The following is a 14499-nucleotide window of genomic DNA, read 5'->3' on the forward strand; positions in this document are numbered from 1 at the left end:
GACGACTTCGTGGTGTGGAATATTGTCATTCCGATTATTACCCTGATTGTTGGTTTGGTTGGGGGATTTTTCATCGGTGCTTATTATCTTCGCAAGCAGCTTGAGAAGATGCAGAACGACCCTGAAACGCTGCAAAAAATGGCCAAGCAGATGGGATACAACCTGAATGGAAAACAAATGCAGAGGGCTCAGCAGATGATGAAGAACCAGCAGTTCTCCAAAAATCAGCCTGGTGCGCGTAAAAATCAGGGCCGTCGGAAATAATGAGCAACGTGAGCACGGATGTCGCATGAGGTTGCTGCATAGAGGAGGATTACTGTGGCTGGCGTAAAAGATTATATTAACCGCAAAGCTGCGGATAACCGGGATAAAATCGAGTATCATGTGGAGCAGATTTTACAACTGATCGGTGAGGACCCCAAGCGTGAAGGGCTGCTGGAAACACCGGCACGCGTAGCGCGCATGTATGAGGAAATATTTGCGGGTTATGAGGTTGATCCCCGGGATGCGCTGGGTGTGACATTCGACGAGAATCACGAGGAGCTTGTGATTGTGAAGGACATCGTCTATTACAGCCAGTGTGAGCATCATATGGCTCCTTTCTTCGGAAAAGTGCATATCGGCTATGTACCCAGTGGCAAAATTGTAGGATTGAGCAAGCTTGCCCGTCTGGTAGAGGCTGTGACCCGCCGCTTGCAGGTTCAGGAGCGGATTACATCACAGATCGCGGATATTCTGGATGAAACGGTTTCTCCTCACGGGGTAATGGTGGTTGTAGAAGGCGAACATCTGTGTATGTGTGCAAGAGGTGTCAAAAAGCCGGGCAGTAAAACGGTAACGTCTGCGGTACGCGGCTCATTCCGTAATGATGCAGCACAGCGCGCAGAATTCCTGTCCCTGATCAAGGAGTGATCGAACAGGGCGCGACGATCAGGCGATACAAAAAGGGTGGTTTACGCATAGGCGTAGCCACCCTTTTTTGCTAACATGGGATTAGGTGAACGCCAAATATTACGATTAGCCTTTGGATAACAGTTTTTTTAAGATAGGGGATAACGTATGGAGAACGTACATAGCTCAACAGAAAAAACAACCGTTTTGCCTGATTTGCAATGGCTTGAAGCGCCGCTTGCGCTTACCCAGATGGATGTTTTGTCTCCGCTGGCCTGGGAGGAGCTGGCCTGTCGGCAAGTTGGAAAAGGGGCTGCGCCTATTTTGCATCTGTGGCGGCATCCGTCTGCGCTGGTCATCGGTCACCGCGACCGCAGGCTTCCATACGCGCCGCAGGCGATGGAGCATGTGCGCAGCACGGGAATCTCGGTGTGCGTGCGCCCCTCGGGCGGAGCAGCCGTCATGCTGGACAGGGGGGTACTGAACCTGTCCCTGATCCTGCCGAATCCGCAGCACGCGATCAGCCTGCATGAGGATTTCCGGCTCATGGCGGGGCTGATTGCCGATGCGCTGGCCCCGTGGTCTGCCGAGGCGCAGACCGGGGAAATCACCGGGTCCTTCTGTCCCGGTGATTACGATGTCAGCGTTCGTGGCCGCAAGTTTTGCGGCATTGCGCAGCGGCGTCAAGCCAAGGCGTATATCATCACGGCTTTCGTGATGATTGAGGGCAGTGGTGCGGAGCGTGCACAGGCGGTGCAGCAGTTTTATACGGCGGCAGCCGGAGATACGAAGGCGGGCGTGCCGCAGCCGGATTATCCGCGGGTAAATCCGGCAACGATGGGCAGCCTGGCAGAGCTGGCTGGAGTGCCATCTGTTGAGGCCTATACAGCATCTCTGCGCCGGGTGATCGAAAGCCGGACTACGATTTTACCTGTCGATGGCTCGTTGGTACAACCGCAAGGATTGTCAGAACAGATAGCTGCACTTAGAGAACGATACGATTCACAAGTGTAAGGTAGAGCATGGATTTAGCACACTAGCTCACTAACTCACTAACTCACTAACTCACATGGCAATTAGCTTAGAAGGGCTGCCATTTCAGCTTGGAGGCTTGAGCATAGCGTTCTTCCACCTCAGGCCAGTTGACGACATGCCACCAATCCTCGATGTATTTGTTGCGTTCAGCTTGATGCTTCAAGTAATAGGCGTGTTCCCACACATCAAGTGCCAGCAGCGGAATGGACTCCCACTGAGTCAGATTCTGGTGCTTTTCGGCCTGCAAAATTTCAAGCCGTCCTGCACGTGGACTCCACACCAGGATCGCCCAGCCGCCGCCCTCAACCTTCTCGGCCGCCGAGCTGAAATGCTTTTTGAATGCCTCATAGCTGCCGAAATCCTTTTTGATCTGCTCAGCCAGCGGCCCGCTTGGTGTTCCGCCGCCTTGAGGACTCATAATCGTCCAAAAAAGAGTATGCAAATAATGGCCTGCACCATTAAACGCCAGCTCCCGCTCCCAGTGCTTTACGAGGTCAAAATTACCTGTTTTGCGGGCCTCTTCCAGCTTTTTCTCTGCTTTATTCAAATCATTCACATAGCTCAAATGATGCTTGTCATGGTGAATACGCATCGTTTTTTCATCAATGTAAGGTTCAAGCGCATTGTAGGGATAAGGGAGCGGTGGCAACCGATGTCCCCCAATAGGAACCGGGCGGCCGGGGGAAGCTTTTTCCGTTGCCGAAGGCTCCGCCTGACCGGACTGGACGCCTTTAGCCGCCCATGTGCCTTCTCCCCTTATGCCCGCCTGTCGTTCTCGAAACGCATCCTCAGGGTAGTGCTCACCCTCGGCTGACGCATGATACAACCCAGCGGCCCTGGCGATGGAGCCAGGCTCTTGAAAGGGTGTAGTGGAGATCAGGAAATATTGGCTTTCATGGGCCGCATGCAGCACAATTCCGGCGGATCTGGGCTGCTGCCGTAACGCAAGACTGTGCTCGCTCAGCAGGCCGAGCTGGCGCACATACTCCTGTGACTGGCGATTTGCAGTCTGCAGCAATCCGTCCAGCCGACGATGCAGATCTTGTGAGGCAGTCTCTGGCGATGGCACCTCTCCAGATGATGAGGCATCATCCCATTCCCTTGACTGTCCTGATGGTTTAGCCAGTTCGTGTGTGTGCGCTTGTGGAGCAGCCGATTTTTGATCCCATGAGTGCTTCCACGACTGACCTGCGTGAGCGTGGACGCTTCGCTGCTCTTCAAGCAGCTCAACAGCAGCGCGTTCAGTCTGTTCAAATACAGTTCGCCAATCATCGAGCAGCTGCACATATGCAGGCTCAAGCCCCTCAGTAGCGGACTTAATCACTTCCACATGCCAGCTTTCCTGCTGCTTCCAATGCCGGATTTCCTCCAGCACGCGTAAGGGCAGAAAAGCCCCATAAGTACTCAGCATTGTTTTTACCTCCCGTATCCCACTATGGCTTTCCGGTTTGAAGAAAGAATCTGCCCCGGATGCATACGTACCCAGTATATTCGACCTCTCGTAGGGAATATGTCTATAAACTCTTTCCGCCAGATATCACATGCCATGCAGAATCATGAATGCCGATTGGGATGCAGAAAAAGAAGCCCGACCACGGCACGAGTGAAGTGTCCATCATCAGGCTTCTCTATATCAATTCCTTACTTCGCAGTCGTTGGCTTATTCGCATTAGCGATGGTCTTCTTGTCCTCCAGTTCCTGCACATTGCTTAAAAACGTCGATACCCGCCGCAAATATTCACGTGGATGCTCTCTGAAAATAAGCTCATGCAGCCCGTTTTTGACAATCCACACACTGGAAAGCGGATTGGTCTGATTGGCAGCGAGCTTTTCCGCAATGGGATAAGGAGCTTTTTCGTCCTGCGTACCATGCACAAACATAATCGGGAACGGATAGTTTTCCTTTTTAACCTCTTGATATGGAATTTGATGCAAGCTGGTGCCGTTCAAAACTGGAAACAGCAGCTCCAGAATTTCCAAAGACGGATGGCGTGGCAGATTAATTTGATTATGAATGTTATGGTACAGCGTATCGGGCTCCAGCAGGAAGGTGCTGTCCAAAATCATCGCGTCCACATCCTTGGTTTGCAAGCCCGCCTGCAGGGCGGTTCCTGCCCCCATCGAGAAGCCCCATACGATAATCTCCGACGAGCCGCGTTGCTTCGCAAGCTGGATCGCCCCCAGAAGCTGTTGGGATTCCGCTTTGCCTCCGGTCGCGACTGCTTTGCTGTTTTGAGAGGCGAAACCGTAATCGAACATAACCACATTAAAGTTTAAACGGTGAGCATAATGTGCCAGGTCATACATGGGAATCCAGCTTTCTTCGCGATTGGCCCCATACCCATGGCTGAAAATAATGGTTTTCCGCGATTGATTCGCCGGGATATACCAGCCTTGCACCATGCGGCTGCCGTCCTTGGCAGGGAAGCTGACCTCCTCATAGGGCATTCCCTTCGCCTGCATCGGATTAGAGTACAGCGGTGCCACGGTTGGATTCGTCAGTACCCATGCGATGTAGGCATGTAGGGCAATAAAACAAAACAGCAGAAAAAATACGACCGATAGCAGCAGCGCAATCACAATGTGCTTGAACCGCAGCAGACGGGGATTAATCCGTGGAATGGACGGCTCCTGAACAGCGGTTTGTAGCTGAGAGCTGCGCTGGGATGTCGAAATCATGTAAGAGCCTCCTTATATAAAATTGAACTTCATGCTATGGAATTTAGGTACAAATTCACTTGAAAATGATAGTGTATGTCCATATTGATACCTATTATCGTATGATGGGGATTATCCAAAGTCAACGTCTGAGCCTGAAAAGTAAAAATGACGCAAAGAATTGTCGATGTTTGTTCTTCTTTTGTAATATAGCTGTCACAAAAACATTGGTTTACAGTAGCCGCGGGTATTCTATATAATTTATGTAACCATGTTTCAAGGTGTGAAACGAAAATGGATGCAAGGGGAGCGGTTCACGATGGAAGACCGTAAATTAACCGTTCGCGCTGTGGAGCGTGCGCTTGATATATTGCTGTGTTTTACCGCAGATTCGGATCTTGGCCTGACGGAGATTGCCTCCAAAATTGGGCTACATAAAAGCACGGTTCATCGGCTGCTGACTACGTTGGAGGATCGTGGCTTTGTCGTTCGGAATGCCGCAACCGAAAAATACCGGCTCGGCTTCCGCATATGGGAGCTGTCCACCCATCTGTCACAAAGTGATGAGCCGGCAGTGCTGCTGCAGCCTGCGATGGAAGGACTGCGTGACCGTCTGGGTGAGACGGTCAGCTTGTACTTGCGGGACGGCAGTATGCGTATTCGCATTCAAGCCGTTCAGAGCAACCAGGCGATCCGCCGCGTTGCGCCTGTGGGTGCGCGTATGCCGCTGGCTGTAGGGGCTTCCAGCAAGGTGCTGGCAGCCTTTATGCCACCGCAGGAGCTGGAAGCTCTACTCAGGGGGGATGAATGGCCGTCCTCCGTAGACCCGGAGGTCTATAAAGCTCAGCTGCAGGACATTCGTGAGAAGGGCTATGCAACCAGCTATGAAGAACGGGAGCCAGGCGCTGCCGCTGTAGCTGCGCCTGTGGTGAACCGGAAGGGACAGGTCGCTGCGGCTTTGTCTGTATCTGGTCCGGTCAGCCGACTTGCACCTGAGACGTTGCATGATTTTGCCCCAATTTTGATCGAAGCTGCGAAGGAAATGGGGCTTATGCTTCCGTAACAGGACCAGAGTGGGGTTGCCAAAGCAGTAAATTTAAAGTAATCTGATGAGGATGGCGGGAGGTCTGTTATCGCCGCCTCATGCAAATCGAAGAATCACATTTACTGGGGGAGCCTGTAATGCCGGGCTGAGATGGAATCGTACAGGATTCCGGACCCTTTGCACCTGATCTGGATCATACCAGCGTAGGGAAGTAATCGGCCATTGAAATGTATACGTAGCTGCTGCCCAAGACGGCATATTGGAATATAATGATTCCACGTGCGCACTTTTTGGACAGCTCCTCGTTAGATTAGCCGGTTCCCTGGGGAACCGGCTTTTTTTGCATAGATCAGCCACCCTGGGAATGGTTCCGGATCGGTGTGTCATTTCATCGAAACGGGAGGAACGGACAATGAAACCGACGGAAACAGAAGGAACTGAAATGAAGGCAGCAGTGGCAGGAAAGACAGGTTCAGAGAAGACAAGTGCAGAGCAAGCGGAAGGGGTCAAGCCCTTTCCAGGGAGCCGCAAGGTGTATATTCAAGGCTCGCGGCCGGACATTGCCGTGCCAGAGCGTGAAATCGCGCTGCACCCGACACATACGGCGCAGGGTACAGAGCATCATGAGCCGCTGCGTGTGTATGACACAAGCGGTCCGATGACGGACGAAGCCTATCAGGTGGACATCCGACGGGGACTGCCTCCGCTTCGACGGGCTTGGGTGCTGGAACGGGGCGATGTCGAGGCTTACGAGGGACGCACAGTTAAGCCGGAGGACAACGGGCTGAAGCCTGGTTCCAAGCGGGAGACGGCGGAATTCCCCGGCGTGACCCATCGTCCGCTTCGCGCGTCGCAAGGGCGAACGGTGACGCAAATGCACTATGCTCGGAAGGGAATCATTACACCCGAGATGGAATTTGCGGCGATTCGTGAAGGGGTGGAGCCCGAGTTTGTGCGACAGGAGCTGGCGGCGGGACGAGCGATTTTGCCTTCCAATATCAATCACCCGGAAAATGAGCCGATGGTCATTGGACGTCATTTTCACGTGAAGATCAATGCCAACATCGGCAATTCGGCGGTTACATCCTCCATTGAGGAGGAAGTGGAGAAAATGACCTGGGCTGTGCGCTGGGGCTCGGATACGGTCATGGACCTGTCCACAGGCCGTAATATCCATACGACGCGTGAATGGATCATCCGGAATTCTCCAGTGCCGATTGGAACGGTACCGCTGTATCAAGCGCTTGAAAAGGTAAACGGCGAAGCTGAGGCACTGACGTGGGAGCTGTATCGCGATACCCTGATTGAGCAGGCGGAGCAGGGTGTAGACTATTTTACAATCCATGCGGGCGTGCTCCTGCGCTATATTCCGATGACAGCGAATAGAATGACGGGAATTGTCTCCCGAGGCGGGTCGATTATGGCGGCTTGGTGTCTTGCCCACCATCAGGAGAACTTTTTGTACACGCATTTTGAGGAAATCTGCGAAATCATGAAAGCATACGATGTCGCCTTTTCCCTCGGGGATGGCCTGCGTCCGGGCAGCATCTATGATGCGAATGATGAAGCGCAGTTTGCAGAGCTGGAAACACTGGGTGAGCTAACACAAATCGCATGGAAGCATGATGTCCAGGTCATGATCGAAGGTCCGGGGCATGTCCCAATGCACAAAATCAAGGAGAATGTAGATTTGCAAATGGAAATTTGCAAGGAAGCTCCTTTTTACACTTTGGGACCGCTCACGACGGATATTGCGCCCGGCTACGATCATATTACCTCGGCCATCGGAGCAGCCATGATCGGTTGGTTCGGGACGTCGATGCTGTGCTACGTTACGCCAAAGGAGCATTTGGGTCTGCCGAACAAGGATGATGTTCGTGAAGGGGTTATTACCTACAAAATTGCGGCACATGCTGCCGATCTGGCGAAAGGCCATCCACGGGCGCAACAACGGGATGATGCCTTATCCAAGGCGCGTTTTGAGTTCCGCTGGCGCGACCAGTTCAACCTTTCCCTCGATCCCGAGCGTGCTCTATCCTACCATGATGAGACGCTACCGGCGGAGGGGGCCAAGGAAGCACATTTTTGCTCGATGTGCGGTCCCAAATTCTGCAGCATGCGGATTACGCAGGATATTCGCGCCTATGCGGCAGACAAGGGGCTGAATACAGAAGAGGCTGTAGCTGCCGGGATGCGTGAAAAGGCAGAGCAATACCGGGATGCGGGGCAATAGGTTGGAAGTGAGTCAACCTATTGGGAAGCCGGATTACTCACGCTGGCAAGCTAAGTGAGGATCGTCGCTTATGCGTCCGAATGTAAATACTCCAAAAAAGCCGTGTTTCTCTACAGACGATGTAGGGAAACACGGCTTTTGAGCTTATGTCAAAGCAAGATGGAGTAACCGAAAAAAGGCTGCTTTATTTTTTACCCATTTTCTCATTTAAAATATCCTGAAAGCTGAGCTTCTTCTCCGAGCTATCTTCTTTCTTCTGCATGCTCACCGCGTTGGCACGTTGGTATTGGTGGTGAAAGGGCATCAGGGTGTGTACAGTTAAGTTCATTGTATTCATGTGGTTTGTTCCTCCAATTCCATTTTGTCAAATTCAGATTGAGTTGCTTAGGACGTCTGTATAGGACTATTTGTATGTACTTGATGTCGTAATGCCATGTAGGTTGCTTGGTAAGATTGCAATCATTATACCCGCATTTTTTCAAAGTAAAACGCTTTTGACATAAAACAGGAAGATGGTCGTATGCGTCCAAAATGTGTATTAGGAGGATAGTCATTTTGAGGGAGGATATGCCTAGGTCCAAAATAAGGGCTAGAGGCCCGCTTTCTTAGTTTAGTAGTCGGGATTGTGTTTTTTTGTCGAAATGGCTTGGTTTCGTCACTATTTTGTACTTTGGAGCGAGTGCAATCGAATTTTGTGAAGCCTTGTAGCTGGGATTAAGGCAGTCTGGTGGCGAATTAAAGTGTCAAAGTTATATTGACTTTAGGTTTGTAAGTAGATACCATGAACTGGTTGTAAGCGTATTTTGACAGCTAGAGTCAGCAAATTCCTTTGGCTATTCATCCGTTGAAATGTTTGGGAAAGGACCATGACATATATGAAAAAAAGAATTGCAGACATAGCATTTATCATTCTGGGCGCGTTTTTTTTCGCGCTGGCAGTTAATCTGTTTGTGATCCCGAATGAGTTTGGCGAAGGGGGCGTAACAGGGGTTACGATTATTTTATACTACCTGTTTCAGTGGTCTCCCTCGATCGTCAATCTGGTGATTAATGGTCTGTTGTTGGTTATTGGATATAAATTTCTGGATGCGAGAACAACGTTATACACCGTCATTGCAGTTGCATTTAACTCATTATTTTTGCATTTAACAGCTGACTGGCGGATTGACTCGCATGAGCCGACGATTAATGCCGTGTTTGCCGGGGTTTTGGTCGGAATCGGAATTGGCTTAATCGTGCGGGTAGGGGGCACAACGGCAGGAACGGTCATTTTGGCGCGGATTGCCAATAAATATTTGGATTGGAATATCAGCTATGCCCTGCTGTTTTTTGATTTGATCGTAGCGTTCTCTTCCTATTTTATTATTGGTCCGGAAAAATTGATGCTGACCATCGTTATCCTGTACGTGGGTACCAAGGTTATGGATTTCATGATTGAGGGGTTAAACTCTAAGAAAGCGGTCATGATTATTTCCGAGCATCAAGACAAAATTGCAGAGATGGTCATTACGCAAATGGATCGTGGAGTTACCGTTCTGTCAGGCCACGGATATTACACCAAAAACCCGAAGGAAGTTCTGTATATCGTCATTAGTAAGCAAGAAGTGTCGGCGCTTAAAAAGATTGTAAAAGCTATCGACACAGCAGCCTTTATCACGATTCATGATGTGCGGGATGTATTCGGAGAAGGCTTTTTGGACATTTCGAAGTAACTGGCAATGTGAAGGTAAGGTTATAGGAGAATAGGGTAGGAAGTCGGTCCTGAGGGATCGGCTTTTTTGTTTTTGTGATGTTTATTTTAATAATCGAAATAGAGTATATGGATAATAACTCCTTTTCGAAACAGAAGAAAAGCTATTTTTTGTAAAAAATTATATTTAATGTGACTTTGATCTCTTATTTTTTGAAAAACATGTATTATGATCAGACAATAATATATATTTTATTCAAATATATTCATTTTAATTCTTTTATTTTACATTTCCGTTGAGATAGTTGTCTTAATTTATCGGAATTTTAAATATGACTATGAATTTGCTGCGAAAGTAGACGAGGTACTAATAAACAAGTTTAATGATGAGCTGAATGGACTATGTCCAAGATTGACACAAAAGCTATCTCTTGATCCGATTCTGTAACAAGCTGATATTTAGATTTATTACAGTTTAATGTGTTGGCTAAGAAGTATCTGGGGGCGTGGATAAAAGATTTTATTCTTAGTGATTTTGTGGCTTCACTTCCATCCCCTTGGTTACATTAAAGTGTTATAATCTAAGTTTTTTATTATTCGCGCTGTAGTTTTATATTTCCGGGAATACAGAAATATGAATTTGTTAAAAAAGTATCAGGGTAATATTCCAAATCCCACTATACTCAAAGAATTTATTGAGTTTACTTCTGAATATCAACTCAAAATCAGAACGAGAGTGAGGTTGTACTGAGTGGAGAATAACTACGATTTAAAAAAAGAATTTAAAAAGCCGTGGATCCAGATTTCCATTTTGTTTATCATATTGCATTTTATAAATTCTTTTATTTTGTTACCTTCAATGAACCCTTTAAAGCACCCTATGGCTTTTTTTCTTATATCGTCATCAGCAATGATTTTAACTTTTTTAATTGTATTTTTGTACCCTAAATTTACGAAGCATAGAGACAGTGAACAGTTTTCTGATAATAATTTAATTCCATATCGGAAAATATGTGCCAGTGTATTTCCTGTGTTAAATTTTCTATCTCTTTTTGTAATGTTACAATATTCAAAAGCTATTTACTTTAATCCCTTAAATATTGCTTTACTGATTTCGGCGATATCACACTTAACAGTAGGCGCTACATTTACTAAATTAACACCTAACCGCTTGATTGGTTTGAAGTTTCCATGGCTACTTTCGAATGAAACCGCGTGGAAAAAAACACATCGTATCTCTGCTTATATTTGGATAGCCTTTGGCTTAATAGGGATCGCTGTAGGATTAGGACTGCAAGTTAATGAATACATGGTGCTCGCTTCTTTCTTACCAACGATAATTAGCTTGATTATTTCTCTCTTTCTAAGCCATAGGTATCAAAATATAGACTGCTGAACATGTATGATATGAGTCGATTTAGCTTTATTAGGAGGATTTCCATGCGCAATAGATTGAATATTTTTAATGTATTGTCCTTTTTTCTTTCTGCTTTGCCTTTCGTCATCTACCTTTTCATGTATCCGACAATGCCCAGGAATGTAGCAATCCACTACAATTTCAATGATGTGGCTGATCGTTTTGTAGACAAATCCTCCCCTGAGGTATGGTTGTTGTGTGGCATTAGTCTGATATCTTTTATAATTATGCTGATGCTCCAGCCTTATCTCAGTCGTCAGTTCAAGAGCGAAGAAGGGTCTGCAATCATGGAAAGCCTACCTGGTCTATTCACACTTCTTATAACCCTCGTATTTTCAATCCTAGGCATATGTTTTCTTTTAAAGGCTTGAAGCATGTAAAAAATCCCCTCTCAATTTGCAGTTTTCACTGCATTTTGGAGGGGATTTCATTATTCATTCGTTCTTTACGCTTGAATCATTTGACGTAATACGGTTTGCAGAATACCACCGTTGTGGTAGTAGTCGATGTCGACGGTGCTGTCCAGACGGGCAGTTACCGGGAATTCGAACTTGGTGCCATCCTCGCGTTTTGCTACAACCGTAAGCTCTTGACCTGGCTTCACGTCATTGTCAATGCCAAGGATATCAAAGGTCTCGCGACCGTTCAGACCCAAGCTGGACCAGCCGTAGCCCTCCTGGAATTGCAGTGGCAGCACGCCCATGCCCACCAGGTTACTGCGGTGAATCCGCTCGAAGCTTTCGGCAATAACGGCTTTAACGCCCAGCAGAAGCGTACCCTTGGCTGCCCAGTCACGCGAGCTGCCTGTGCCGTATTCCTTACCGGCAATGACAATCAGGTTTTGATCGGCTGCCTGATATTTCATGGACGCATCGTAGATGGACATTTCCTCATCCGTTGGCAGATATTTGGTCACGCCGCCCTCCGTACCGGGAGCCACGTTGTTGCGAATACGGATGTTGGCGAATGTACCACGCATCATGACCTCGTGATTACCGCGGCGGGAGCCGTAGGAGTTGAAGTCCTTACGCTCTACACCATGCTCCTTCAAATACAGTCCTGCCGGGCTGGAAGGAGCGATGTTGCCTGCTGGTGAGATATGGTCTGTTGTAACCGAATCATTCAACAGGGCAAGCACACGGGCATTGCGGATTTCCTTGATATCCTGCACGCCATCCTGAAGTCCTTCAAAGAACGGCGGATTTTGAATATAGGTTGAGTTTTCATCCCATTCATACAGCTCGCCTTCAGGAACCGGAATGGAATTCCATTTTTCGTTGGCAGTAAATACATTTTCGTATTTGCGACGGAACATATCCGGGCTGAGAGACAGGCTGATGGCTTCCTTGATTTCCTCGGAAGTCGGCCAAATGTCTTTCAGGTATACCGGCTGATTGTCCTGATCGTAGCCGAGCGGATCATTCGCCAAATCAATGTTCACCGTACCTGCCAGCGCATAAGCGACAACCAGTGGAGGTGAGCCGAGATAGTTGGCTTTGACCTGGGCATGCACACGGCCTTCAAAGTTCCGGTTGCCGGAAATGACTGCGGCCACGGTCAGATCGTTGTCTGTAATGGCCTGACTGACTTCGTCAGGAAGCGGCCCGGAGTTACCGATGCAGGTCGCGCAGCCGTAACCAGCTACATGAAAGCCGAGTGCTTCCAGCGGGCCGATCAAATCGGCCTTTTGCAGATACTCCGTCACGACGAGGGAACCTGGTGTCAAGCTGGTTTTAACATAACCCGGCTTTTTGAGTCCACGCTGCACGGCTTTTTTGGCAAGCAAGCCCGCGCCCAGCATAACGCTTGGGTTGGAGGTATTCGTGCAGCTTGTGATCGCCGCAATGACGACTGCCCCTGTACCCAATTCACTGGTGGAGCCATCTGGGTGGGTCAGCGGAATCTTTTGTGCGATTTTCTCATCGCTCAGTCCATAACCGCCTTTGTCCACCGGGGTACGGATAATACCTTCAAAGGTTTCCTTCATGCGGCTCAATTCTACGCGGTCTTGCGGACGTTTCGGTCCGGCGAGACTCGGTACAACCGAAGCCAGATCCAGCTCAATCGTATCGCTGAACACAGGGTCCGGCGTATCGGCTGTGCGGAACATGCCTTGCGCTTTGTAATATTCCTCTACGAGACTGACTTGCTCATCAGAGCGTCCAGTGCTGCGCAGGTAAGCCAGAGTTTCAGCATCAACCGGAAAGAAACCGATCGTTGCGCCGTATTCCGGTGCCATGTTGGCAACGGTCGCACGGTCAGCCAAGCTGATGTTAGCCAGACCGGGACCGTAAAATTCCACGAATTTGCCGACCACGCCTTTTTTACGCAGCATTTGAGTTACTGTAAGCGCCAGATCCGTAGCAGTGGCCCCTTCCGACAGACTGCCTGTTAGCTTGAAGCCAATGACATCGGGAGTGACAAAATACAGCGGCTGCCCGAGCATACCCGCCTCTGCCTCGATACCGCCGACGCCCCAGCCTACAACGCCAAGTCCGTTAATCATCGTGGTATGGGAGTCTGTTCCCACGAGGGAATCCGGGAAAACGACCGTTTCGCCGTCAATGGATTTGGTGGCGGCTACGGATGCGAGATACTCCAGATTGACCTGATGGACAATCCCCGTGGATGGCGGTACAGCGCGGAAGTTGTTGAACGCCGTTTGCGCCCAGCGCAGAAAACGGTACCGCTCCTCGTTACGCTCAAATTCTACATTAATATTGTAGTCCAGCGCGTCACTGGTACCAAAAGCATCAACCATAACCGAGTGGTCGATGACGAGATCCACCGGGACGAGCGGGTTGATTTGTTTTGGATCACCGCCCGCTTTTTTCACGGTATCACGCATGGCTGCCAAATCGACAACTACCGGAACACCCGTAAAATCCTGAAGCACGATGCGTGCCGGGATGAATGGAATTTCCTTGTTGGTGTCACGATCCTCAGCCCAGCCTGTCAGCTGCTGTACATGCTCCTCTGTAATCGCGCGTCCGTCAAATTGGCGAACCGCGGCTTCCAGCAGCACTTTAATGGAGAAAGGCAGCTTGGCAACACCGCTTTTTCCTTGTTCCTCCAATGCCTTGAGACTGTAATAGCGATAAGGCTTGCCATTGACTTCGAGACTGCGAGCAATGGAGAATTGATCTTTTCCTGACATAGGTATTACCTCCTTGAAGTGAATGCTTGTGGGGTGAATAGGAATGTCGTTTTTTCGATGTCTTGCATGGCTGGTTTAAATTGGTTGCGTTCTCAATTTCATCTTCAGTGATTCATTGCGTGTTAAAGGTTGAGATGAATGAAAATCGTTTCATTAGATGAAACTTGATTTCAAAATGATTGCTTTTGGATTAAGTATACCGTTTTCAGGCGGTTCCGTAAAGTTTTTTTGACCTAAATTATGCGGCGCAGATTGGAAAATAAAACGTTCGGCTTCCTGGTGTTTCGATGTTCATACCAAGCTTTAGAGATTCATACTTATAGATAGAGAGCATATCAGGGCAGAGAGGGAAGAAGGCAGTTATATATCATCC

At 48.8% G+C, this 14499-nt stretch carries 12 protein-coding genes and 1 riboswitch; of the genes, 8 read left to right on the forward strand and 4 right to left on the reverse strand.

What is annotated here, in order from left to right; translation table 11 throughout:
• Positions 1-9 precede the first annotated feature (9 nt).
• The 3 genes from GCU48_RS14360 to GCU48_RS14370 all read left to right on the forward strand — a co-directional run bounded on the left by GCU48_RS14360 (position 10) and on the right by GCU48_RS14370 (position 1905).
• Entirely contained in the window at positions 10-264 is a 255-nt protein-coding gene (locus tag GCU48_RS14360) for a YneF family protein (RefSeq protein ID WP_007428770.1), read from the forward strand.
• Positions 265-318: 54 nt separating this feature from the next.
• Positions 319-912 (forward strand): GTP cyclohydrolase I FolE, encoded by a 594-nt coding sequence (gene folE, locus GCU48_RS14365; protein ID WP_010348447.1) that lies wholly within the window; start codon positions 319-321, stop codon positions 910-912.
• Between the two features lie 147 nt (positions 913-1059).
• Complete coding sequence (locus GCU48_RS14370; protein WP_152380448.1) at positions 1060-1905, forward strand: lipoate--protein ligase family protein; 846 nt, start codon at positions 1060-1062, stop codon at positions 1903-1905.
• Between the two features lie 67 nt (positions 1906-1972).
• Here the strand turns inward: GCU48_RS14370 and GCU48_RS14375 are convergent, their stop codons facing one another.
• Positions 1973-3337: a Fe-Mn family superoxide dismutase gene (locus GCU48_RS14375; RefSeq protein ID WP_152380449.1), complete on the reverse strand. Its 1365-nt coding sequence runs from the start codon at positions 3335-3337 to the stop codon at positions 1973-1975.
• Between the two features lie 230 nt (positions 3338-3567).
• Complete coding sequence (locus GCU48_RS14380) at positions 3568-4605, reverse strand: alpha/beta hydrolase (RefSeq protein WP_025721518.1); 1038 nt, start codon at positions 4603-4605, stop codon at positions 3568-3570.
• A gap of 298 nt (positions 4606-4903) precedes the next feature.
• Here GCU48_RS14380 and GCU48_RS14385 point away from each other — a divergent pair, with 298 nt between their 5' ends.
• Together GCU48_RS14385 and thiC are read left to right on the forward strand one after the other, a co-directional pair.
• Positions 4904-5647 (forward strand): IclR family transcriptional regulator, encoded by a 744-nt coding sequence (locus GCU48_RS14385; protein ID WP_152380450.1) that lies wholly within the window; start codon positions 4904-4906, stop codon positions 5645-5647.
• 96 nt (positions 5648-5743) lie between these two features.
• Positions 5744-5856, forward strand: a riboswitch (TPP riboswitch).
• A 185-nt stretch (positions 5857-6041) separates the two neighbouring features.
• Positions 6042-7862 carry a phosphomethylpyrimidine synthase ThiC gene (gene thiC / locus GCU48_RS14390; RefSeq protein WP_152380451.1) on the forward strand — a complete coding sequence of 607 codons (1821 nt, stop codon included), beginning with the start codon at positions 6042-6044 and terminating at the stop codon, positions 7860-7862.
• Between the two features lie 184 nt (positions 7863-8046).
• Here thiC and GCU48_RS26950 read toward each other — a convergent pair whose 3' ends face one another.
• Positions 8047-8199, reverse strand: coding sequence for a hypothetical protein (locus tag GCU48_RS26950; protein ID WP_010348453.1), 153 nt, complete (start codon positions 8197-8199; stop codon positions 8047-8049).
• A 538-nt stretch (positions 8200-8737) separates the two neighbouring features.
• Between GCU48_RS26950 and GCU48_RS14395 the strand changes: the two genes are divergently transcribed.
• From GCU48_RS14395 to GCU48_RS14405, 3 genes are all read left to right on the forward strand, one after another.
• Positions 8738-9574: a YitT family protein gene (locus tag GCU48_RS14395; protein WP_152380452.1), complete on the forward strand. Its 837-nt coding sequence runs from the start codon at positions 8738-8740 to the stop codon at positions 9572-9574.
• 729 nt (positions 9575-10303) lie between these two features.
• On the forward strand, positions 10304-10948 hold the full coding sequence (locus tag GCU48_RS14400) for an SdpI family protein (protein WP_152380453.1): 645 nt from the start codon (positions 10304-10306) through the stop codon (positions 10946-10948).
• 131 nt (positions 10949-11079) lie between these two features.
• On the forward strand, positions 11080-11340 hold the full coding sequence (locus GCU48_RS14405) for a DUF1648 domain-containing protein (RefSeq protein ID WP_231503777.1): 261 nt from the start codon (positions 11080-11082) through the stop codon (positions 11338-11340).
• 74 nt (positions 11341-11414) lie between these two features.
• On the opposite strand, the gene acnA is transcribed toward GCU48_RS14405, so the two are convergent.
• A complete protein-coding gene (gene acnA / locus GCU48_RS14410) occupies positions 11415-14126 on the reverse strand; it encodes an aconitate hydratase AcnA (RefSeq protein ID WP_152380454.1) in 2712 nt (903 codons plus the stop codon).
• Positions 14127-14499: the final 373 nt, after the last annotated feature.

The organism is Paenibacillus brasilensis (genome assembly GCF_009363115.1).
Lineage (GTDB): Bacteria > Bacillota > Bacilli > Paenibacillales > Paenibacillaceae > Paenibacillus > Paenibacillus brasilensis.

Bases quoted from the DNA above. Each gene is read 5' to 3' on its own strand.
- GCU48_RS14370 (WP_152380448.1), top strand. From the start codon at position 1,060: ATGGAGAACGTACATAGCTCAACAGAAAAAACAACCGTTTTGCCTGAT.
- GCU48_RS14375 (WP_152380449.1), bottom strand. From the start codon at position 3,337: ATGCTGAGTACTTATGGGGCTTTTCTGCCCTTACGCGTGCTGGAGGAA.
- GCU48_RS14380 (WP_025721518.1), bottom strand. From the start codon at position 4,605: ATGATTTCGACATCCCAGCGCAGCTCTCAGCTACAAACCGCTGTTCAG.
- GCU48_RS14385 (WP_152380450.1), top strand. From the start codon at position 4,904: ATGGAAGACCGTAAATTAACCGTTCGCGCTGTGGAGCGTGCGCTTGAT.
- thiC (WP_152380451.1), top strand. From the start codon at position 6,042: ATGAAACCGACGGAAACAGAAGGAACTGAAATGAAGGCAGCAGTGGCA.
- GCU48_RS26950 (WP_010348453.1), bottom strand. From the start codon at position 8,199: ATGAATACAATGAACTTAACTGTACACACCCTGATGCCCTTTCACCAC.
- GCU48_RS14395 (WP_152380452.1), top strand. From the start codon at position 8,738: ATGAAAAAAAGAATTGCAGACATAGCATTTATCATTCTGGGCGCGTTT.
- GCU48_RS14405 (WP_231503777.1), top strand. From the start codon at position 11,080: ATGCCCAGGAATGTAGCAATCCACTACAATTTCAATGATGTGGCTGAT.
- acnA (WP_152380454.1), bottom strand. From the start codon at position 14,126: ATGTCAGGAAAAGATCAATTCTCCATTGCTCGCAGTCTCGAAGTCAAT.